This is a genomic window from Silvimonas sp., assembly GCF_031291215.1.
Taxonomy (GTDB): domain Bacteria; phylum Pseudomonadota; class Gammaproteobacteria; order Burkholderiales; family Chitinibacteraceae; genus Silvimonas; species Silvimonas soli.
Genome location: NZ_JARLJK010000150.1, coordinates 186,609 through 208,314, shown reverse-complemented (window position 1 = coordinate 208,314; position 21,706 = coordinate 186,609). Strand labels below are relative to the sequence as shown.

16 protein-coding genes are annotated in these 21,706 nt (G+C 58.4%); 8 read left to right on the top strand and 8 right to left on the bottom strand.

Translation table 11 applies throughout. The features are described from left to right. The first annotated feature begins 160 nt into the window (after nt 1–160). Complete coding sequence (locus tag P4L78_RS22640; RefSeq protein ID WP_309330942.1) at nt 161–1,591, top strand: MFS transporter; 1,431 nt, start codon at nt 161–163, stop codon at nt 1,589–1,591. 147 nt (nt 1,592–1,738) lie between these two features. On the opposite strand, the gene P4L78_RS22635 is transcribed toward P4L78_RS22640, so the two are convergent. The 6 genes from P4L78_RS22635 to P4L78_RS22610 form a co-directional block, all read right to left on the bottom strand. Next, the gene (locus P4L78_RS22635; RefSeq protein WP_283147997.1) at nt 1,739–2,482 is read right to left on the bottom strand and encodes a FadR/GntR family transcriptional regulator; all 744 of its coding nucleotides are present in this window, start codon (nt 2,480–2,482) and stop codon (nt 1,739–1,741) included. 45 nt (nt 2,483–2,527) lie between these two features. Beyond that, nucleotides 2,528–4,060, bottom strand: coding sequence for an alpha-N-arabinofuranosidase (locus tag P4L78_RS22630; protein WP_309330940.1), 1,533 nt, complete (start codon nt 4,058–4,060; stop codon nt 2,528–2,530). A gap of 95 nt (nt 4,061–4,155) precedes the next feature. After that, on the bottom strand, nt 4,156–5,490 hold the full coding sequence (locus P4L78_RS22625; protein WP_309330938.1) for an extracellular solute-binding protein: 1,335 nt from the start codon (nt 5,488–5,490) through the stop codon (nt 4,156–4,158). Nucleotides 5,491–5,553: 63 nt separating this feature from the next. Then, nucleotides 5,554–6,396, bottom strand: a complete 843-nt coding sequence (locus P4L78_RS22620; RefSeq protein WP_283148000.1) for a carbohydrate ABC transporter permease — start codon at nt 6,394–6,396, stop codon at nt 5,554–5,556. Further along, the gene (locus P4L78_RS22615) at nt 6,393–7,313 is read right to left on the bottom strand and encodes a sugar ABC transporter permease (RefSeq protein ID WP_309330936.1); all 921 of its coding nucleotides are present in this window, start codon (nt 7,311–7,313) and stop codon (nt 6,393–6,395) included. The genes P4L78_RS22620 and P4L78_RS22615 overlap by 4 nt, the downstream gene beginning before the upstream one ends. Nucleotides 7,314–7,324: 11 nt before the next feature. After that, nucleotides 7,325–8,407 carry a sn-glycerol-3-phosphate ABC transporter ATP-binding protein UgpC gene (locus tag P4L78_RS22610; RefSeq protein WP_309330933.1) on the bottom strand — a complete coding sequence of 361 codons (1,083 nt, stop codon included), beginning with the start codon at nt 8,405–8,407 and terminating at the stop codon, nt 7,325–7,327. A gap of 507 nt (nt 8,408–8,914) precedes the next feature. Here P4L78_RS22610 and P4L78_RS22605 point away from each other — a divergent pair. The 3 genes from P4L78_RS22605 (at nt 8,915) to P4L78_RS22595 (ending at nt 13,182) form a co-directional block, all read left to right on the top strand. After that, nucleotides 8,915–10,603 carry a SulP family inorganic anion transporter gene (locus P4L78_RS22605; RefSeq protein WP_283148003.1) on the top strand — a complete coding sequence of 563 codons (1,689 nt, stop codon included), beginning with the start codon at nt 8,915–8,917 and terminating at the stop codon, nt 10,601–10,603. Nucleotides 10,604–10,709: 106 nt separating this feature from the next. Beyond that, a complete protein-coding gene (locus tag P4L78_RS22600; protein WP_309330930.1) occupies nt 10,710–12,095 on the top strand; it encodes a diguanylate cyclase in 1,386 nt (461 codons plus the stop codon). A 193-nt stretch (nt 12,096–12,288) separates the two neighbouring features. Continuing rightward, nucleotides 12,289–13,182, top strand: coding sequence for a DMT family transporter (locus P4L78_RS22595; RefSeq protein ID WP_309330928.1), 894 nt, complete (start codon nt 12,289–12,291; stop codon nt 13,180–13,182). 91 nt (nt 13,183–13,273) lie between these two features. On the opposite strand, the gene P4L78_RS22590 is transcribed toward P4L78_RS22595, so the two are convergent. Next, the gene (locus P4L78_RS22590) at nt 13,274–14,548 is read right to left on the bottom strand and encodes an MFS transporter (protein WP_309330926.1); all 1,275 of its coding nucleotides are present in this window, start codon (nt 14,546–14,548) and stop codon (nt 13,274–13,276) included. 178 nt (nt 14,549–14,726) lie between these two features. On the opposite strand from P4L78_RS22590, the gene P4L78_RS22585 reads away from it, so the two are divergent. Next, nucleotides 14,727–15,611, top strand: coding sequence for a LysR family transcriptional regulator (locus P4L78_RS22585; protein ID WP_283148007.1), 885 nt, complete (start codon nt 14,727–14,729; stop codon nt 15,609–15,611). Between the two features lie 91 nt (nt 15,612–15,702). On the opposite strand, the gene P4L78_RS22580 is transcribed toward P4L78_RS22585, so the two are convergent. After that, complete coding sequence (locus tag P4L78_RS22580) at nt 15,703–17,391, bottom strand: carbohydrate-binding protein (RefSeq protein WP_309330924.1); 1,689 nt, start codon at nt 17,389–17,391, stop codon at nt 15,703–15,705. A 344-nt stretch (nt 17,392–17,735) separates the two neighbouring features. Here P4L78_RS22580 and P4L78_RS22575 point away from each other — a divergent pair, with 344 nt between their 5' ends. From P4L78_RS22575 to P4L78_RS22565, 3 genes are all read left to right on the top strand, one after another. Beyond that, nucleotides 17,736–18,362, top strand: coding sequence for an ABC transporter substrate-binding protein (locus P4L78_RS22575; protein WP_309330922.1), 627 nt, complete (start codon nt 17,736–17,738; stop codon nt 18,360–18,362). A 425-nt stretch (nt 18,363–18,787) separates the two neighbouring features. Continuing rightward, complete coding sequence (locus P4L78_RS22570; protein WP_309330920.1) at nt 18,788–21,175, top strand: HAMP domain-containing protein; 2,388 nt, start codon at nt 18,788–18,790, stop codon at nt 21,173–21,175. Between the two features lie 69 nt (nt 21,176–21,244). After that, a complete protein-coding gene (locus P4L78_RS22565; RefSeq protein ID WP_283148011.1) occupies nt 21,245–21,610 on the top strand; it encodes a response regulator in 366 nt (121 codons plus the stop codon). Nucleotides 21,611–21,706 lie beyond the last annotated feature (96 nt).

Sequence of the window (21,706 nt, the reverse complement as noted above, 5' to 3'; positions counted from 1 at the left end):
CCTGGGCTTCGCAGTAATGGCTGCTGACCGGGTCCACGCCCGCTCTGCGCAGCAAGCAAAGTACGCTCTCGCGCGGATACGAAATTCGGCTTATGGGTGCCATGGTCTGGACGCGTTAGTATCGATATGAAACCCGGCAGTGCTATCAGGTAAGAAACAGATGTCTACGAATTCACAAGCCCTCACCGCAGCAAGCCATCGGGGTGTGGTCTGGTTGGTGGCGGGCGCATTTTTTATGGAGTTGCTCGACTCCACCGTCATCACCACCGCACTGCCACAGATGGCGCAGAGTTTTCATACGCAACCCATTCATCTATCCATCGGCGTCAGCGCTTATATGCTGGCGCTGGCGGTGTTCATTCCATTAAGTGGCTGGATGGCCGACCGGTTTGGGCCCCGTGCGGTATTTGGTGGGGCGTTGCTTTTGTTTACACTGGCTTCGCTGCTCTGCAGCGTCAGTACCAGTCTCTGGTTTTTTACCGGCGCGCGTATTTTGCAAGGATTGGGCGGGGCGATGATGGTGCCCGTCGGGCGCATGGTGGTGCTGCGTAATACGCCTAAAGAAAAGCTTGTGCATGCCATCGCCACGCTGACCTGGCCCGCGCTAGGGGCGCCGGTACTCGGGCCGCCATTGGGTGGTTTCATTACCAGCCACTGGAGCTGGCACTGGATTTTCCTGTTGAATCTCCCGTTTGGTTTGATCGGTTTCGGGTTGGCGCTGTGGCTGATCAAGGGCGAGCCGGGCGGACGACGGCCATTCGATATCGTGGGTTTTCTGCTGAGTGGCCTCGGCTGTTGCGGGTTGATGTACGCGTGTGATCTGGCCAGCCACGCACCATTTGATCCGCTACAGATCGGTGTATCTGCCAGTGTTGGTTTGGCGGGGCTGGTCGGGGCGGTCCGTCATTTGCAGCGCACGCCTCACCCCCTGGTCGATCTGGCGGCCTTGCGTATTCCGACGTTTGCCGCAGCCATGCGCGGGGGCTCGTTTTTTCGCATGGCAATCAACAGTGCGCCGTTTCTGATGCCGTTAATGTTCCAGCTTGGCTTCGGCATGGATGCCGTCACCTCAGGCCTGCTACTGCTGGCACTGTTCGCCGGCAACATCTGCATGAAACCGGCGACCACTCCCTTGATGCGAGCCTGGGGTTTTCGCACTGTTTTGCTGATCAACGGGATCATGGTGGCACTGGGCTTTCTGCTGTGTGTGGGTTTGACGGCGCATACGCCTGCCTGGCTGATCATGCTGGTGCTGTTCTTTACCGGGCTGAGCCGCTCCATGCAGTTCACCGGCCTGAGCACGTTCAGCTTTTGCGATATCCCCAACGAGCGCATGAGCGGCGCCTCTACGTTGAGCAGCATTCTGGTACAGATGAGCGCCGGTCTGGGTGTGGCATTGGCCGCAATTGCGCTGCGGCTGGCTTCAATCTGGTTTCCAGCACCCGGGCAAACTTTGTCGGTGGCGGCTTTTCAGATCACTTTCGTGGTGATGGCCCTGCTTTCGCTAGCGGGTCTGCCCGATCTGTATCGCCTGCATGCAAATGCGGGTGCTCAAGTCAGCGGGCATCGCCCGGTTGCCCAGGCGGTGTAACCCAGCCATCCAGGGTTGTGATGCTGGTGGATATCGAGCGCTCGTTATGCAGATAGTCTTACCTGCCAATCACCGTTGGTATGGCCACGTCCGCTATTTGATTCAACGAGATTGAATGGCCAATCCTGGCTTGGGAAAAACGCCAAATCAAGGCTGATGATGCCCGCCAAGTCGTTGTTCATCACCCACGGCCAAGGGCAAAACTCTAGCATGGGAGACCGTCAGCAACTTCACCATGGCTTCGGCGGCGACTGCGGGCGAGCGGGCGGCGATGGCTTCATGTACACCCAGGTAATACGGAAGGTCTTCGCCCGGATTTGAGCCGTGCCGGTGCAGCATGCCGGAAGAAACCCGCAACGCCGCTTTGATGGCGCCGCCAATGGTAATGAACATGCCATTGCGTGAGGCGTTGATGATGGCCATGTGAAAGTCCAGATCGGCCTGCGCCGCCATACGGACGTTGGTGCCCGCGTTGGCCAGCTCGCCATAGCCGCGGGCAATCAGACGCAGGTCATCAGGCGTGCCATGCAACGCGGCCAGATGGCTGGCGCGTGGCTCAAAGCACAGCCGCATTTCGAAGATGTCCTCGACGATGTCGCGGTCAAACTGGGCGTCGAGCCGCCATGCCAGCACGTCGCGGTCCAGCAGGTTCCAGTCGGTAAACGGCAATACCCGAGTACCGATTTTGGGCGATACCTCGATCAGCCGCTTGCCCGCCAGGCTTTTGATGGCCTCACGGATCACAGTGCGGCTGACACCGTAAGCGGCGCACAGATCAGCCTCGACCGGCAGCACCTCGCCGGGGCGAAACTCACCCCCGACCACGCGCATGCCCAAGATGCGGGCCACTTGCGAGCTCATGGTGCCGACCAGCTTTTCACGTTCGAACACAGTGGTCTCCTCGCGACGCACGGCAAGCGGCCCGTTGCCCGGGGTTCAGGACGTTGCGCCGCAACGGTCAGCAGCGCGGGTCACGATCACGTTCCATGAGCCCGGCTTGAGGCGCGCGATCAGCGTTTCGCCATCGGCGCGGACATCCGGGTTGATGGCCGGAGCCACGGTGTCGGGCGCTTCGAGCGTATTGGTGGCTTTCATATTGGCGTGATGCAGCTCCAGCGCCGTTTCAATATGCCGGTCACGCCCAAGCCCGCGCAGTTCAATCTTCAGTTCCATGTCTTCTGACAAGTGCCGGTTCAGGGCAAAGATCACGGTCTGGCCGGTCGCCTCATCGTCGACCACGCTGGCACACAGGTAGGGGATTTCTGCGAATGACTTGGCACTGTAGCTGGGCGATTCCACGACTGAGCGCAGCACCCGGCCATGGGCGAACTTCGAGGCTTGGGCAAACGGGTAGAAAATGGTTTGCCGCCACGCCGCACCGCCCGGCTCGGTCATGATCGGGCCGATCACGTTCACCAGTTGCGCCAGGCACGCCGTTTTGACGCGGTCGCAATTGTTCATCATGACGATCAGCGCGCCGCCGTTCACCAGCGCATCTTCAAAGTTGTACACCTCTTCGATGAGCCGTGGCGCTTGCGGCCAGCCGGGCTTGCGCAGGTCGTCGATGCTACGGGCTTTGTACCAGACATTCCATTCGTCAAACGACAGCATGATGCGTTTGCGCGAATGCTTGCGTGCCGCCACGCCATCGGCCACGGCCACGATCTCTTTGATGAACTGGTCGGTCTGTTCGATGTTGCCGAAAAACTCCTCGGTGGAGTCATAGCGGTTGGTGAAATAGGTATGCAGCGAGATGAAGTCCACTTCGTCAAAACAGTGGTCGAGTACGGTGTGTTCCCACTCGCCATAAGTGGGCATATCCCATTGGGATGATCCACATGCCGCCAAGGTAATGGTCGGATCAACCTGGCGCATGACCTTGGCGGTTTCCAGCGCAATGCGCCCGTATTCCTCTGGCGTTTTGCGGCAGATTTGCCACGGCCCGTCCATTTCATTGCCCAGACACCAGAACTTGATGTCATGCGGCTTTTCAACGCCATGTTCACGGCGCAAGTCGCTCAGCGCGGTGCCGCCGGGGTGATTGCAGTACTCCAGAAAGTGCCGGGCTTCGTCCGGCCCGCGCGTGCCCAGATTGACCCCAAACATGGGCTCGATATCCGCCTTGGCCGCCCAGCGCATGAATTCGTTGGTGCCAAACTGGTTGGTTTCGGTGGAATACCACGCCAAGTCGAGGCGCACCGGGCGTTTTTCTTTCGGGCCAACGCCGTCTTCCCAGTTGTAGCCCGACATGAAGTTGCCGCCGGGATAACGCACGATGGTTGGTCCCAGTTCGCGCGTGAGTTCCAGCACGTCCTGGCGAAACCCGTCCTCATCGGCAGTGGGGTGGCCCGGCTCGAAAATACCGGTGTAGACGCAGCGGCCCATATGCTCGACAAATGTGCCAAACAAACGACGGTCCAGGTCGGCAATTACAAAATCGCTGTCGACGATGAGGCGCGAACTGATCATGGCAAAACGTTCCTGAATGAAAATATCCGGTTTCGGTTATGCCGGGGCCGGGAAGCCACGGCATAACCGACGGGTAGATGGGCGATGGCTGCGCGTTACTTCACACTGGCCAGCAGCGTATTGACGCGTTGTTCAATGGCATCCTGCACGGCGGGAACGGCTTTGCCGGACAGCATCATGCTGGAGATTTCTTCGCCGATAATCGCTTCAATGGCGCGCTGACGCGGCACATTGCTAGGCGTGGTGATACCGATCTGCGTGATCTCCAGGATGTTCTTGCGGAACGGCAACGCCTGGTATTGCGCGCTCTGCGCCACCTTGTTGTTGGCAGGCAGATGGCCGGTGCGTGACCAGTCATAGTCGTGTTCCCACAGGAACTTCATGAAGCTCAGCGCGGCCTTTTTCTCGGCCTCGTTGTGCGTGCCACCCTTGATCATTACCCAGCTATGACCGTCGGCGAACACGGCTTTCTTGCTGTAAAGGTTGGGGAACGGCACCACGTCGTAGCCGTTATGCAGCGGCGAATCCGCTTTGTCGGCAGCGGTCATGAAGTCGTCAATGGTCCAGTTGCCGACCACATCCACGGCCACATCACCGTTGGTGAACGCTTGCTGGGTCGCGCCGTAATCCAGGCCCTTTTTGATGTAGCCGTCGGTCCACAATTTGTTCATCAGATTGAGGGCATTGGTGGCAGCAGGCGTGTGCACGTTGATCTTGCGGCCATCTGCACTGAATACCTGCGCATTTTGCTGATACAGCAGCGTCAGAAAGGTGCGGGTTGGTGCGGCAGTTTCATTGGCGGTGGTCCAGGAGAAATACGGCTTGCCGGTGGCGTCCTTGATCTTTTTGGCCTGTGCCAGCAATTCGTCGGGCGACTTGGGCAGAATCGGCGCGCCGTCGGCGCTGGTCAGGCCGGCTTTCTTGAAGTCATTGACGTTGATGTGCCACAGCCACGACCACGTATCAAACGGCAACGCATAAGTTTTGCCACCGATGATCACGCCACGACGTGCTTGCGGGGTGAAGTCGGCAGTGTTGATGCCCACGCTCTTGAAGCTGTCGTCGAGTGGATCAACCAGCTTGCGCGAGACAAAATCGCCCAGCACGGATTGGTGCATGACCGCGATGGTAGGCGTGTTGTGAGCAACGATGCGCGAGGTCAGCTGATCGTAGTACGGGCCCCATTCGGCCACTTCCGGCTTCACCACCACGCCATCCTTGTTGGTGGCGTTGTATTGGTTGACCAACGAAGTGATGATGCCGCACTCGCCCTTGGCCTTGCTCACGTCCGTTACCTTGCCGTAATCGGCCTCGCACGCGCCGAAAAAGCGCGCCAGAGTGATTTCCGTAGCGCCATGTGCGGTGGTCAGCGTTGCGCCCAACAGCAGTGCAAGCCACGGTTTGATCTTGTTGATTCCTGCAGTTTTCATGGGTTCTCTTCTCCAGCTTATGTAAGAGCGCCGGGCGGGCAGCTTGGCAGCGCTGCCGCGCAATTAGCGCACGGTGGTACCGGCCACGGCCGAAACGATATGTTTCTGGAAAAACAGGTAAATGATGAAAATCGGTAACCCGGCAAATACCGCCTGCGCCATCAGGTAACCAATACCTTCAGACTGGGCAAAGTTGCTTTGGGTGGCCGCCAGCCCGAGCGTGAGGGTGTACATCTCGGGTTTGGAGGCAGAAATCAGCGGCCACAGATAATCGTTCCAGGCCGTGAGGAAGGTGAAGATGCCCAGCGTTGCTTGCGCCGGAATCGACAGCGGCAGGACGATGCGCAGAAAGATCTTCCAGCGCGGTGTGCTGTCGAGCAGGGCGGCTTCTTCGATATCTTTGGGGATGGCGCGGAAATACTGCGTCATCAAAAACACCCCGAACGGTGCGGCCAGCCGCGGCAGGATTAAACCGCTGTAGGTGTTGTGCAGATCCAGATCGGCAAACATGCGATGCAATGGAATAACCACGGCTTGTTCCGGCACGGCCAGCCCGGCCAGCACAAAAACATACAGCCACTTTTGCCCCGGAAACGACGTGCGGGCAAAGCCATAACCAGCCAGCGAGCACAGCACCAACGTCAGCAGCGTCTGGGTAATCGACACAATGGCGCTATTCAGAATCCAGCGAAAAACCGACGAGGTGCCCAGAATGTCGGTGTAGTTTTTCAGCGTGAATGGCGCGCCGATCAACACATCGGTGTGCTGCGCCAGAAAGGCATTGGGTTTAAATGAGAGCGCCAGCACCCAGGCCAGCGGCGCAATCCATGCCAGCGCCAGGATGACCACCGCCGCCAGGATCAAGCGGTTGCCCCATTGCCCGCCACGATATTGACTGGTGCTCATGGCTGCCCCCGGCTGGAAACCCACATCTGAATGGCTACGCCGATCAGCATCAGGCCAAACAGCACCTGCGCGGCTGCCGCGGAATAGCCCAGCGCCCATTGCTGGAAGCCAGCTTCGTAAATGAATTGCACGATTGGGCGTGAGGCGTTGTTGGGGCCGCCGTTAGTCATCAACTGCGCCTGGCCGAACAACTGAAATTGCAAGATCACTTCAATGATGGCTACTAGCGCAACCGTGCGGCGGATCGAAGGCAAGGTGATGGCCCAAAAGGTGCGCCAGCGCCCGGCGTTGTCCATGGCGGCGGCCTCGTAGATTTCTTCCGGAATCTGTTGCAGCGCGGCCAGAAACAACATCATCGGCAAGCCGATAATCCACCAGACCGTCACCATGCCAATGGCCGGTAATGCCAGCGCGCTACTAGTGAGCGGGTTGATGGATTCCAGCCCGACGGCGTGCATCAGATTGGCCAGCAAGCCTTTGTCAGTCATGAACACCAGCCGCCAAACCAGGGTGACGATGGTGACCGACAGCACAGAAGAGCCAAAAAAGATGGTGCGCAAAACGGTGCCGATGCGGTCTTGCCGGTTCAGCGCCAGCGCCAGCAGCAAACCCAGCGCCACAAATGCGGGCGTGGTCATCAGCACAAACAGAAAGGTATTGCGGATGGCGCCGCGGAAAATATCGTCGTGCCAAAGGCGGACAAAATTGGCCAGGCCCACGTAAACGCGATCACCAGACAATACGTCGACTTCGTTCAGGCTTAGCCAGAAGCCGTTGAAGACCGGCACCACCAGCAGCGCGATATAAACCAGCAAAAAGGGCAGGACGAACAGCGCGTTGGTCCAGTGTCGCACGCCCCGGCTTTTCAGCCGGACAAGTGCAGGCGCGGTGACCGGCGTGGGCAGCGAACGTGTCATGGCAACCTCGCTCATGCTGCGTGCCAGCCGCGACCGGCTTCGTCAAACAGATGGACGTGGCTGGCCTCGAAATGCAGACCCACGTTGTCACCGCTGCTGACCGGGGATTCACGATGCGCTTGTGCCACCACGATATCGCCACTGCCGAGCGTGACATGGACTAGCGTGCGCTCGCCGAGGCGTTCGATCACATCGGCGCGGCCGCGTACCGGTGATGCGTCATCCAGCGTGAGCGACTCGGCGCGCACACCCGCCACCAGTTTTGCGCCGCTCTGAATCGGCGCCGCCGGCACACCGGTTTGCAGTTCGGTGCCATCCGCCAGGCGCACCCGGATACAGTTATCCGCAGCGGCAACTGGCGTAGCGTCGATGAAGTTCATGGCCGGAGAACCAATGAAGCCCGCCACAAAGCGCGTGGCCGGGCGGCGGTAGATTTCAATCGGGCTGCCCATCTGCTCAATGCGGCCGCGATTGAGCACCACAATGCGCGTGGCCAGCGTCATGGCTTCAACCTGGTCGTGCGTAACAAACACCATCGTGGTTTTCAGGCGCTGATGCAGCCGCGCCAGCTCTACCCGGGTGCGGTTACGCAGGGCCGCATCCAGATTGGACAACGGCTCGTCAAACAGAAACGCTCCGGGTTCTTTCACCACGGCGCGACCGATGGCGACGCGCTGGCGCTGGCCACCGGAAAGCTGTATCGGCTTGCGGTCCAGCAGGCTTTCCAGTTCCAGCATGCGGGTGGCTTCGGTAATGCGCCGGGCGATATCGGCTTCGGGCACGTTCACGTTGCGCAGGCCGAAAGCCATGTTCTCGCGCACCGTCATATGCGGATATAACGCGTAATGCTGAAACACCATCGCCAGATCGCGCTCGCCAGGCGCGAGCGGGGTCACGTCTTTGTCGCCAATGCGGATTTGGCCGGCACTGACGGGTTCCAGCCCGGCGATCATCCGCAACAAGGTGGATTTGCCACAGCCGGATGGTCCGAGAAAAACCAGGAACTCGCCGGATTCCACTTCGAGATTGAATTCGGGAATGATCTCTGTCGTGCCATAGCGCTTGCTCACGCCAACCAGTTGTATGCCTGCCACTGCCGCGCCTCCATGTCTTGTTTTGGTGCTTTGGTATTATGAAAGGCATCATAAAGGGGCAAGTTATGGCGCTGGCATGGGGTGGCTGGCTGGGTTTCTGGATAATCCGGCTATGGATTGTCTTGGAAATGACCCCAACCTGAAGAACTGACTTCTTGAAAGTCTTTGCAGGTTTATCGATGCGGATTGGTGTGGCGGCATACCGTGCTGTGACGTTCACAATGCCGACTCAGTGGTCAGCAGATGTCCGTCCCCGTAACGCGGACTAGTCACGAGATGGTAATCGTGCGCCTTAGCTTCTAAGCTAAAACAACAATTGCCTCTAAATAGGTGCGGTTACCAGCAGGCTGGATACGCCAAATAAAGTCGCCACGCGTGGCGGAACAGTGTTCCGAGGGTATTCACGCGAGGGACGTAGCAAATGGCGGAATGACTCCCCCGCGAAACTTCCCCAGCAAAAAAACGCCGATCTCAATAGCTATTCAAGTTAATTGCGGACCCATTCCCATGAATGCACAAGCCAGCAGCGGTATCGCAACGCTATTACCGGAGTGGCTGCGGCGTTACCAGTCCGCCTGGTTACAGCCTGACTTGCTGGCAGGCGCAACCGCCGCTGCGGTGGTCATCCCCAAAGCGCTCGCTTATGCCACCGTCGCCGGGCTCCCGGTTCAGGCGGGCTTGTACACCTGTTTTATCCCGATGCTGATTTATGCTTTCGCGGGCTCATCCCGGCCGCTCAGTGTGAGCACCACCACCACGCTGGCGATCCTGGCCGGTGCCGCCTTGCTGCCTTTTGCCAGCGCGGATGCCGGGACGCTGGCATTGGCCTCCGCTGCATTGGCGTTTCTGGTTGGCGTGATTTTGTTGCTGGCAGGCGTATTGCGCTTGGGCTTTGTCGCCAACTTTATTTCCGAACCGGTATTGATTGGCTTCAAGGCCGGTATTGGCGTGGTCATTGTGCTGGATCAGTTGCCCAAACTGATTGGCGTTCATATCGACAAAGGCTCGTTCGGTCACAACGTACTGGCGACGCTGGCGGGCATCCCCCATGCGTCTATGCCCACGGTGGCCGTCGCAATTTGCATGCTGGTTATTTTATTGGGCATGGAGCACTGGGCACCGCGCTGGCCGGCGCCGTTGATCGCCGTGGCCGGGGCAATTCTGGCGACAAAGCTGCTGCATCTGGATCAGCACGGCGTGAGCATTGTCGGGGTGGTGCCCACCGGCTTGCCGCCCGTGACGCTCCCGGATTGGCATCTGTTTGCTGGTCTCTGGCCCGCCGCCACCGGTATTGCGCTGATGAGTTTTACCGAAAGCATCGCGGCAGGCCGGGCCTTTGCCGACAGCGACGAACCCGTGCCACGGCCTGATCGCGAGTTGTTTGCCCTTGGCCTGGCCAATATGGGTGGTGCGTTGCTCGGTGCAATGGCTGCGGGTGGCGGCACCAGTCAGACCGCGGTAAATCGTCTCGCTGGCGCACAGTCACAACTGGCTGGGTTGATCACCGCGCTGCTCGCGTTGGTCACCATGCTGGTTTTGGCCCCGCTGATCGGCCTGATGCCTCACGCCACGCTGGCTGCGGTGGTGATCGTGTATTCAATTGGCCTGATAAAACCGGCGGAATTCGCCAACATCCTCAAAGTGCGCCGCACAGAGTTTGTGTGGGCATTGGTGTCGATGGCGGGCGTCATGCTGCTCGGCACGCTGCAGGGCATTGTGGCGGCAATCATTGTGTCTTGCGTGGCGCTGGCGTGGCAGGTCTCCAACCCGCCAGTGCATGTTCTGGGCCGCAAACCCGGCACAAACGTCTTCCGGCCGCGTACCAACGAACATCCAGAGGATGAAACCTTCGCCGGTTTGTTATTGCTGCGCCTGGAAGGTCGCCTGTTCTTTGCCAATGCCGAACATATCCGCTTGAAAATCCAGCCGCTGGTGCTGCAAAGCCAGGCCAAGGTGGTCGTCCTGGATTTACGCGCCGTATTCGATCTGGAATATACCGCCCTGAAAATGTTGATCGAAGCTGAACAGCATCTTCGCCAGTTGGGCATCACGCTGCTACTGGTTGGGCTGAATCCCGGCGTGCTCGCCGTTGTGATGCAATCCCAACTCGGCACAACACTCGGACGTGAACGCATGCTGTTCAACCTGGAACAGGCCGTGACACGGTATACAGCGCGGGTGGACGATTCAGGCTGAGGTTTGTTGTTGCCAGGGTTACTAGTCCATTCTGTGATCGCATATTGTTTCAGACAACTCATTATTGCCGCAACCGGACGCTTTTCAGAATTGAATGGAGCCAGCTATGTCCCAGCAGTTGACCCAACCCGCTATCGCCTGGCATGACATGCTGGGCAGCGTTTCTGTCCAGGCACGCGAAGTGGTTTGCCAGATGGCCGCGCAGCATCGGCGTGAACTGGCGACCCATTTTTATGAACAGATGCTGCAAGACGAAGAAGCGTCGCGGCTGATTTCGCATGATCAGGTCAAAACCCGGCTGCATAGCGCCATGATGCAGTGGATCGCCAACCTCTTCGCCGTAAAGTCGGGCGATGATGTCCAGCCGCTGATTGAGCAGCAGACCCGCATCGGCGAAGGTCACGCGCGGATTGATGTCCCAGTGCACTTGGTATTGCGCGGTGCCGGCCAGTTGAAAGTGGCGTTTGTTGCCTTGCTGCGGCAATCGCCCATGCTTGATGAAGGCCAGCGCCTGGAGGCGCTGTGGTTGGTGTCGCAAGCCATTGATATGGCCATGCAGATAATGAGCCAGGCGTATGGCAAATCGCATGACCGTAACTCGCGTGCCGAAGAGGCGTATCGGCTGTTTTCGGTGATCCAGAACGCGGCGGCCGAGCAAGAACGCCAGCGCGCGGCCATGCTGGATTGGGAAAACCTGTTGATGTTTGAGCTGGCTATCAATCCGGAAGGAACCAGCTTGCCGCAGATACGCGCTTCGGAATTCGGTTTGTGGTTCCGCCACAAAGGCGCGCATGCGTTTGAAGGTGCACGCGAAACGGACATCATTTTGCAGGCGATGGACGCAATCGACATGGCGCTGTTGCCTGGTTTTGCTCCGTTGCAAAATGCGGCGCCTGAAGTCAGGGTGCAGCAATTGCGCGATCTGCGTGAGCAAACCAGCAATATCGGTTTCAGTCTGGAAGCCTTGTTCCAGCAAAGTGGCGAGCTGGAGTCCGGGCGCGACGTGCTCACGCGGTTGTTGAACCGCAAGTTTCTGCCGGTGGTGCTGAGCAAAGTGGTTAAGGTCGCAGTCCAGCAGGCCAGTTATTTTGCGGTGCTGGCCATTGATATTGATTACTTCAAGAAGGTGAACGACACCTACGGGCATGAGGCGGGCGATATGGTGCTGCAGCAATTGGGCTCCATGCTGGTCAGCTCCTGTCGTGGCGGCGATTACACCTTTCGCCTGGGCGGTGAAGAGTTTTTGATGATAGTGGTAGATGTCACCGCCGCCAACGCGCTGAAAGTAGCCGAAAAATTGCGCCAGCAGGTGCAGGATTTCGTCTTCAATTTGCCAGGTGAACAGACGCTGAAATTGAGTATCAGCGTGGGCGCTGCGCTGAACGATGGTCACCCCGATTACCAACGCACATTGAATCAGGCCGACGAAGCGTTGTACAAGGCCAAACACAATGGGCGCAATCGGGTCGAGGCTGCCTGGAGCGCTCACTGAGGCTGTACTGATCATGCCCCAGCCGATCTGACCCTCTGCCAGTCAACGGCAAGTAGCCAGACTGGGGAGCGCGAACGCTTCCTTTTTTGCCGGGCGGCGATCCGGAATGCGCTTCGCCTTGCGGTAAACGGGCATTGCCACAGGTCAAGAAACCCGCTTATTGTCTGGCGATTGCCTGTTAATCCGGTTTCTCATGAAGTCCCTCTCTTTGCTCCCCTCGCGTCAGGAACTGGCGCTCATTCTGGTCACCGTATTCTGGGGTGGTACGTTTTTTGTAGTGCATCTGGCCATGCAGCATGCGGGTCCGCTGTTCTTTGTCGGCGTGCGTTTCTGCACGGCTGGCGTGATGGCGTTGCTGTTTTGTCGTGGGCATATGCGCGGGCTGATCCGTAAAGAGGTGGTGGCCGGGGCGTTGATTGGGGTGTCGATCTTTCTGGGTTACGGCTTGCAAACCTATGGCTTGCAGACCATACCGGGCAGCCAGTCCGCGTTTATCACCGCGATGTATGTGCCCATGGTGCCGCTGGTGCAGTGGCTGGTGTTGGGTCGACCTCCGCATCTGATGGCATGGATCGGCATTCTGCTGGCGTTTGCCGGTTTGATGTGCCTGTCCGGGCCGGACGCCGGATCGCTCAGCTTTGGGCCTGGAGAAATCGCCACCTTGCTGTGTGCCGTGGCCGTGGCTGGCGAGATTCTGCTGATCGGGCGCTTTGCCGGGCGCGTGGATAGTCGCCGGGTGACTGTGGTGCAGTTGCTGGTGGCCGGTCTGTTATCCCTGTTGATCATGCCGGTGGCGGGTGAGCAAATCCCGGATTTCTCCTGGTATTGGGCGCTACCTGCGATCGGCATGGGTTTGATGAGCATGGTGATTCAACTGACCATGAACTGGGCGCAGAAAACCGTTTCGCCTACCCGGGCCACAGTGATCTACGCCGGTGAGCCAGTCTGGGGCGGCGTGGTCGGGCGCATTGCCGGTGACCGCTTGCCCGCGCTGGCCATTGTGGGCGGTGCGTTGATTGTGGCCGGGGTTTTGGTCAGCGAACTCAAATTCAAAGCTGCCCCGGCGGTTGAGACTGCCAAACCCTGAGCATATTGATTGCGCTGTCAGGCCAGATACCGCTTGAGCGGCATCTGGCCTGATCTTTCGAGTACAACTGGTGGCCAGGCTGTCACAACGGTTATTTCCGGGTGTGGCGGGTTTTAGCTGCCCAGTAGCGCACGCCGAAGGCAGCCAGCGAGGCCAATGTGGCCATGCCTGTCACTGCCATCCAGCCCCATTGGGCCAACAGCGCACTACCGAGCGCTGCGCCCGCTGCCATGCCGATAAACATGCTCACAAACAGCACCGCGTTCAGGCGGCTACGGGCGCCGGGTTCGATCCCGTAAACAATGCTTTGATGGGCTATAAGCGTGGTCTGTACACCCATGTCAAAGGCAACCGTGCCGACACCCAGCAGCCACAGCTGACCCACTGGCGAGAAAAACGGACTCAGGCACAGCAGCGCAAACGAAAGCGTAGTAATGCCAGTGCCAATGCGGGTAACCAGTTCCGGGCCTTTGCGATCGGCCAGATGCCCCGCCAGTGGCGCTGCCAGCGCGCCAGCCGCTCCGGCCAAACCAAAAGCCCCCGCTACAGCACTGCCCAGATGAAACGGTGCAGCGTGCAGCATGATGGCTAGTGTCGACCAGAAGGCGCTAAAGCCCATAGACAATAGCTCCTGTGCCAATGCCGCGTGGCGCAGTGCGCGATGGCGGCGCAACAAGTCAAGCAAGGAAGCCAGCAAAGCGGCGTAGGACAAACTGGTGGTTGGGGCAAACCGCGGTAAGCCACGCCAGATTGCGATGCCAATGAGTGCCACACCCATCGCCGCAGCGATAAACATCGCTCGCCAGCCAAAGTGTTCTGCCACAAAGCCGCTCACCACGCGGGACAGCAATATGCCCATCAGCAAGCCGGTCATGACCGTACCCACCACCTTGCCGCGCCGGGTTTCGTGCGCCAGGGTTGCTGCTGCGGGCACAATATCCTGTGCCAGGGTGGCAGATAAGCCGATGACCAGGCTCGCGCCCAGCAGCAGGGCCAGAGACGGCGCCAGCCCTCCAGCGAGCAACGCCACCATCAGCACGACCAGCTTGATCAGGATGATGCTGCGCCGATCATAACGATCCCCCAGCGGAGCCAGCAGCAAGATGCCCAAGGCATAGCCTAATTGCGTCAGCGTGGGCACAAAGCCAATGGCCCGATCGCTGGCGCCAATGTCTGCCGCGAGCACACCCAGCATGGGCTGGCTGTAATACAAAGAAGCAACGGCCAGGCCAGCCCCGCCAGCCAGTAGCAGTGTTAGCGGCCTTGAGGGGCCATGATGCGCGGCAGTTCCCGCAGTTCCCGCAGTTGTGGCTGCGTGGGTAGCCGTTAATGACGTCTGGTTATACGATTTATGGATGTCAGACATGATGCGATCTCCGCTGTAATCAAGTGATGCAGAGTGTGATTGCGAACGGGTAGCTGCGGTAGTACCGTGAATTGCACAGTTGTTATACATTGAACGTATGAAGAAATCAGTCATTGCCCTTCCAGCCCGTGCCCCCATGCCACCGCTGCTTTCTGAAGCGGGAGACCGGATTGAATTGATGCAGACGTTTGTACGCATCGTCGAGGCGGGCAATCTTTCCATTGCCGCTGTGCAGATGGGCACCACCCAGCCCACAATCAGCCGCCGCTTGCAGGCATTGGAACGCTCGCTGGGAGTGCGGTTGCTACAACGCACCACCCACACAATGCGCCTGACGGTAGATGGTCAGCGCTGTTACGACCGCGCCAAAGAGCTGCTGGCAAGCTGGGCCGCATTTGAGTCGGACATGCGCGGTATTGGTGATGAACCGGAAGGCGTATTGCGGGTGGTTGCGCCGCATGCATTTGGCCAGGAGCGCATGGTCAAACCGCTGGCCCGGTACCTGGAGCGTTATCCACGCATGTCCGTCGAATGGCTGTTGCATGATGACAGCGCCATCCAGGATCTGGTGAGTGCCGGTATCGATTGTGTTATCCAGTTGGGCGAAGTGACCGACTCCGCGCTGGTTGCCATCAAACTGGCTGAAGTACCGCGCATTGTGGTGGCGGCGCCTTCGGTTCTGGCAGGCGCGGCAGTACCCCAGCATGCGGCTGATCTGGCCCGGTTCCCGTGGGTGGCGTTGCGCACGTATTACCGCAACGAGATCACCTTGCAGCATATGGAAACGGGCGAAGAACAGCATATTGCGCTTGCCCCGCGCATGAGTACCGACAGCCTCTATGCCTTGCGCAGCGCCATGCTGCTGGGTCTGGGGGTCGGCGTGGGGTCGGCTTGGGTACTGGCGGATGATCTGGCGGCCGGTAACCTGATTCAACTCACACCACAGTGGCAAGCGACGCCGCTGCCGGTGAGCCTGGTTTATCCGTATGCCCGTTTCTACCCGGCCCGATTGCGCTGTTTTGTCGAGATCATGCGGGCGGCGGTGCCTGGCGTGGTGGTGTAGTGCATCGGGTAATTTGGCCATTGCGTTTGACCTGACCAGCCGCGTCCCGATCACGGCGACGCGGCTGGTGTGATGCAGCGTTTACTCTCGTTTATTGCCCGTATTGGTTCAGATAGGTCCGATACGGTTGCGAGAACGAGAAGTTGCTATAAGCATCCCAGTTGATCGACCACGTCATCAAGCCGCGCAACGTCGGGCTGACCTGGTGCGGCGTGTAGGTGCCGCAACCTGTTCCCTTCATCAGGCAATCCAGCGCAGATTCAACGCCGGTGGTGTCCACAAAGCCATTACCCGCATTGGCGTTGGCAGGGATACCGACCGCAATCTGGTCTGGTCGCAAGCCTGGCCACACTTTGCCGCTATTGTTGGCCACGGCAAAGCCCGCGATCTCCATATCGGTCATCGCGGTGAGGAAGTCCGCGCCACCCATGGTGTGGTACTGGCCATCCAGTCCGGTGATCGGCCCGGAGTTATAGTCCTGCACCATCAGCAATGTAAGCTGATTGCGCATGGCGTAGATCACCGGCAGGAAAGCACCAGAACGCGCGTCGGCCGAGTTGTTCGGACCAGGTCCATAAAAGCTGCGGCCCAACTGCACGAAGAAGGTTTCCGGCGCCATGGTCAGGACAAAATTGCTGCCATAGTGGCTAGTAATCTGCTGCAGCGCGCTGATCAGATTGACCACAATCGGAGTGGTAGGGGCCGTGAAGTCCGTATCACCCTGATTCAGTGACAGTGACTGGTTTTCAAAGTCGATATCGACGCCGTCCAGACCCCACGTATCAATGATGTGTTCGACCGAACTCACAAAATTGTTCACCGCCGTGGCGCTGGTAAGTTGCACCAGCCCGTTGGCGCCGCCCACAGAGATAATCACCTTCTTGCCTGCCGCCTGCTTGGCCTTGATGGCGGCTTTGAAGTCGGCATCGCTTTCCACGTTCGGGCATTCGCTCGGTTGGCAGCGGGTGAAGGTGATATTGCCGCTGGTATCCGAATCACCGAAGGCCAGGGCGATCACGTCCCAATTGCTGGAGACATTGGCCATCGGGATATAACCGGAGCCATTGGCAAAGCTGGAATGCAGATAACCCACCAGCACGTGCCTGGGCAAGCTACCCGACGGGGTCGGGGCGGGTGTCGGAGTGGGGGTAGGCGTCGGCGTTGGCACCGGAGTTGGCGTTGGTGTGGGAGTCGGCGTTGGGGTAGGTGTCGGAGTCGGAGTTGGTGTGCCACCGCTGCAGTTACCCACAACCAGCCACGGCTGGCCGCTGCCTGCAGCGCCGGAGTTGGTGGCCGGGCTCTGGTTTTGAGTCCAGAAGTTGGCTTTGTAGTTGACGCCATTCAGGCTCACCGTGGCGCCACCGTTATATGCCGTGGCGGCGCTCCACGTGCTGTAGCAACCCGACGAAGGAGTAGGGGCTGGCGTTGGGGCCGTCGTTGGTGTCGGTGTTGCGGTCGGAGCAGGCGTTGGTGTTGGCGTAGGCACCGGGGTGGGTGTCGGGGTAGGCGTTGGTGTCGGTGAGGCGCCGCCAGTATCTACGCCCAAATCCTTCCACAAACTGGGCGTAGAGGCCGGGTTCCAGCCCGCGCCAACGTAATCGGTCTGGGTTACCAGCGCCGAATAATCATGGCCGTTGTAATAGACAACGGTACCGGCGCTGTAAGTGCCACCATCTTGCCAGACCGGGTAAGCGGCAAAGGCCATGGTAGCGGCAAAGGTGGCTGGCAGCGCGGCGAGCGCAAGCCGGCCCCGTCCGCGTGCGAACAAAGGTCGTTTCATATAAGTCTCCATCCATCCAGTATTGGCTTATTCGTTTATTACGCCCGCTTGCCTGCCGGGTCGTGCTCGTATGATAACGGCATTGTTTGACGAATCAAGGTGTTGATTGAAATAGAGAAAGTCAGATGGGAGGAGTCTGGTTTTACGGTGGAAACGGGCAGATCGGCGGCTGCGAGAAGCAACTGCCGGGCAATTCACCGCATTTTCTGGCAAAACACCTCACAGGCGTTGTCGACATGGTCATGTTAGGGTCATGCAACTGCGGCATTGTTACGTTTCAAGTTGCCGTGCCAAGCAGATTTGCTACCCACCCTCGGCCCACCTCCCACTAGAGAGACCCCTACATGACTCGTTTTACGCAATGGATTGTTGCGGCCTTGCTGCTCGCCTTGTTGCCGGTTTCTGCCATGGCGCTGGAGTCCGATCCGGCTTCTCCTGAAGCCATCGTGCGCGGGGTGAGCAAGGATGTGCTGGAAATCATCAACGACAACGGACAAGACCCGGCGCGTCAGCACACGCTGGCGGATGCCCGGTTGGTGCCACTGGCCGATTTCAATCGCATGACCGCGCTGGCGGTGGGACGTTACTGGCGCAGCGCTACGCCCGATCAACAACAGGCGCTCACCACCGAGTTTCGCGCCATGCTCGTGCGGACCTGGGTGGCCGTGCTCAGCAATCACAAAGGGGCGCAGGTTGATGTCAAAGGCGCTCGCCCCGGTGATTCTGACGATGAGCAAACCGTGCATAGCGTGGTGAACCAGCCTGGCCAGCAAGCCATTGCGCTGGATCTGAACTTTGAAAACACCGCTGCGGGCTGGAAGGTCTATGACATTTCGGTCGAGGGCATCAGCTTTATCAATAGTCACCGCAACCAGTTCGGCACGGTTATCCAGAAAGATGGCGTAGATGGTTTGATCAAGCAGTTGGCCGCCAGCAACGCCAAAGCCGCCAGTCGCAATGCCACGAAATAAGCTGGTCGCGCAGATATCGCGATAAAACAGCGGCACCTGCCCAATCTGGCCGGACCCACACTGTTCAGCCCCAAAAAAAGCCGCCCACGAGGGCGGTTTTTTTTGTTCCCCATTCGGCGTGCAACGCGTCATCAGCTTGAACTGGAGCTCAACAACATCGCCGTTTGTCAGTGAAAATGTAATTTTGTGTCAGCATTCGTCCATAAATGGTTAATGAGAACACTCTAATATAGTGCGCTGATGAACACCTCGTGATGTTGTTACGTGTGTGTTACAGGCGATTTTTAGAATTTATATAATTGAATTGTATGAATTTTATTGATGATCACGATTCAGTGGGCTGGTGGGTCAAGCCCGGCAGTGCCCTGGATGGCAAGTTGCAACAAAAGCCGAATTCGTAAGTAAACTCAGAAGGGATTAGTAAGATGACTATCCGGCAACGCATCATCCTGCTTGTGGCGCTGACCTTTGCCGCAATCATGGCGATTGGCGGCTACGCGATCATTCAGTCTCGTGCCAATGCTTCTGAAGTCAAAATCGTGACTGAAGGTGTGGTGCCCAGCACGCTGGCCTCGGCGGATCTGGTCGCGCGCCTCAAAGACGTACAGCAAGCCACCATGAGCCTGGTGTTTGCGCCTGATGACAACGTTGCCGCTCAGGCTGCCGACAAGCTCAAGCAGCAGCAAGCGTTGTTGCAAAAGAGCCTGGAGTTGCAACGCCAGCAAGCTAATAGCGACACCCAGAAAGCGCTGGTGCAGCAGGCCACGCAAAGCATGGCTAGCTACTTTGGCGCGATTGATGACACCGCCAAATTCAAGGCGGCCGGGCAGCAAGACGTGGCCGCAGCATCGTTGTTTGCCAGCGTCGCGCAGTATCAGGGCGAGCTGGAACAAATTGTCGAGACTTTGCGGGTAGAAAAAAACCGCACCAAAGATGCCGCCATTTCTGGCCTGAACCAGAACCTGGCGCGCACGGTATCGACCATTTCTGTGGTGACTGCGCTGGCCGTGATTGTGCTGACCGCAATTGGCATCTTGCTGTATCGGCAGATCGCCCGGCCGATTGGCCAGATGCAATCCATGATGAGCGGCATCGCTGCCAGCCAGGATTTCACCCAACGCCTGCCGGTTGAGCGCAAGGATGAAATTGGCCAGTCCATGACCGCATTTAACGTCATGATCGAGCAAATTCAGCACAGCTCGGTCTTGCTGCGCCAGAAAACCAACGACATCCAGTCCATGCTGCAGAACATGCCGCAGGGGATTCTGACCGTCACCGCAAATCAGAAGATTCATCCGGAATACTCCGCTTACCTCAGCACCATCCTCGAAACCGCCGACATCGCCGGGTGCGACGTCATGGACGTGTTGTTTACCCATACCAATCTGGGTGCCGATGCGCTGTCGCAAGTGAACGCCATCTGGGGCGCGTGTATTGACGAAGATGTGATGAATTTTGAGTTCAACCAGCACTTGATGGTGGGCGAAATCGAAAAGACCATGCCTAACGGCAAGGTCAAGATTCTGGATCTGAACTGGTCGCCGATCACCGACGAAAACGACACCACCGTGCGTCTGATGCTGTGCGTGCGTGACGTGACCGAACTGCGCCAACTGGCGGCAGAAGCCAACGACCAGCGGCGTGAACTGGAAATGATTGGCGAAGTGCTGGCAGTGAGCCAAGACAAATTCCATGAGTTCATCATCGGCACCATCCGCTTTGCCGATGAAAACGAGATATTGATTCGCGAATCGCAGGCGATGACCGAACACGTGGTGGCGCAGTTGTTCCGCAACATGCACACCATCAAGGGCAATGCGCGCACCTACGGCCTGCATCATCTGACCAACGTGGTGCATCTGGCTGAACAAAGCTACGAACAACTACGCAAACCACACGCTGCCATCGTGTGGGATCAGCAGCAACTGCTGGATGAACTGGCACAGGTGCGCGCCACGGTGACGCAATATGCGCGCATCAATGAAGTGAGTCTGGGTCGCAAGGGTTCCGGTCGCAACGATCAGGCCGAGCGTTATGTGATGGTCGATAAACACCAGATTCAGGAAACGTTGCGTCGCCTGGAAAACATCAATACCAACAATCTGCATGAACTGGTCGCCGCCCGCGATGCCGTGCGCAAGACCTTGCGTTTGCTCGGTACTGAACCGCTGGCGCAAACGCTGGCTGGTGTGCTGGACTCGCTACCGGCGCTGGCCACCGAGTTGGGCAAAGCTGTCCCGCAAATCAAGATTGAAGATGAAGGCTATGCCATCCCGGCGCATGCGGCTTATCTGTTGAAAAACGTGTTTATGCATCTGATGCGCAATGCGCTCGATCATGGTCTGGAAGATCAATCAACCCGCTTGGCGCAGGGCAAAGCGGCGGCGGGGACGCTGGCGCTCAAACTGGCTGTGACCGACGGCCAGCTGCAGATCGCCTTGCAGGACGATGGTCGCGGTCTGGCGCTGGCGCGGATTCGGGCCACTGCCATGCAGAAAGGTTTGATTGCCACAGATGTCACGCTCAATGACGAACAAACCGCACAACTGATCTTCCATCCGGGGTTCTCCACTGCCGACAAAGTGACCGAAATTTCCGGGCGTGGCGTGGGCATGGATGCGGTGCAGGACTTTATCAAACGCGAGCGCGGCGATATCCGCATCCAGTTTGTCGATCAAGCCGAGGGCGCCGATTTTCGGCAGTTTGCCACCGTGGTTGCGTTGCCGGAGTCGTTTGCCGTGCATATCGACGCTCCGGTGGCGCCGGTGTTGATTCACGCCGCTGCAGTACCGGCGCAAGCCGCGCTGGTTTAACCGTTTACCCAATCTTCAATTTAATCGAGGCGCCGCAGGTGGGCGCCTCTCTTACCTGGAAATAATCCAATGGCACAAGTACTGGTCGTCGACGATTCAAGCACCGTTCGCAACGAAGTCAGCGAATTTCTCAAATCCAGCGGGCTGACCGTGGCCGTTGCGGTAGACGGCAAAGATGGTCTGGACAAGCTCAAGGCCGACAGCGGCATCAAGTTGATTGTCAGCGACGTCAACATGCCCAATATGGATGGCCTGACCATGGCCGAGAAGATTCGTGGCGATCTGAAAAACAGCGCGGTCAACATCATCATGCTGACCACCGAAAACAGCCCGGTGATGAAAGAGCGCGGTAAAGCGGCTGGTATCAAGGGCTGGATTGTGAAGCCATTCAATGGCGCTTCGGTGGTGGCGACATTTAAAAAGCTGGCGAGCTGATCGTTTGCTGGCCGTTAAACCCGCGGGGCACCGATCTGCGCTGCGGTATCAAGGAACAAGTTTTCAATGAATGTATGGCTTTATGGCGTGGCGTTT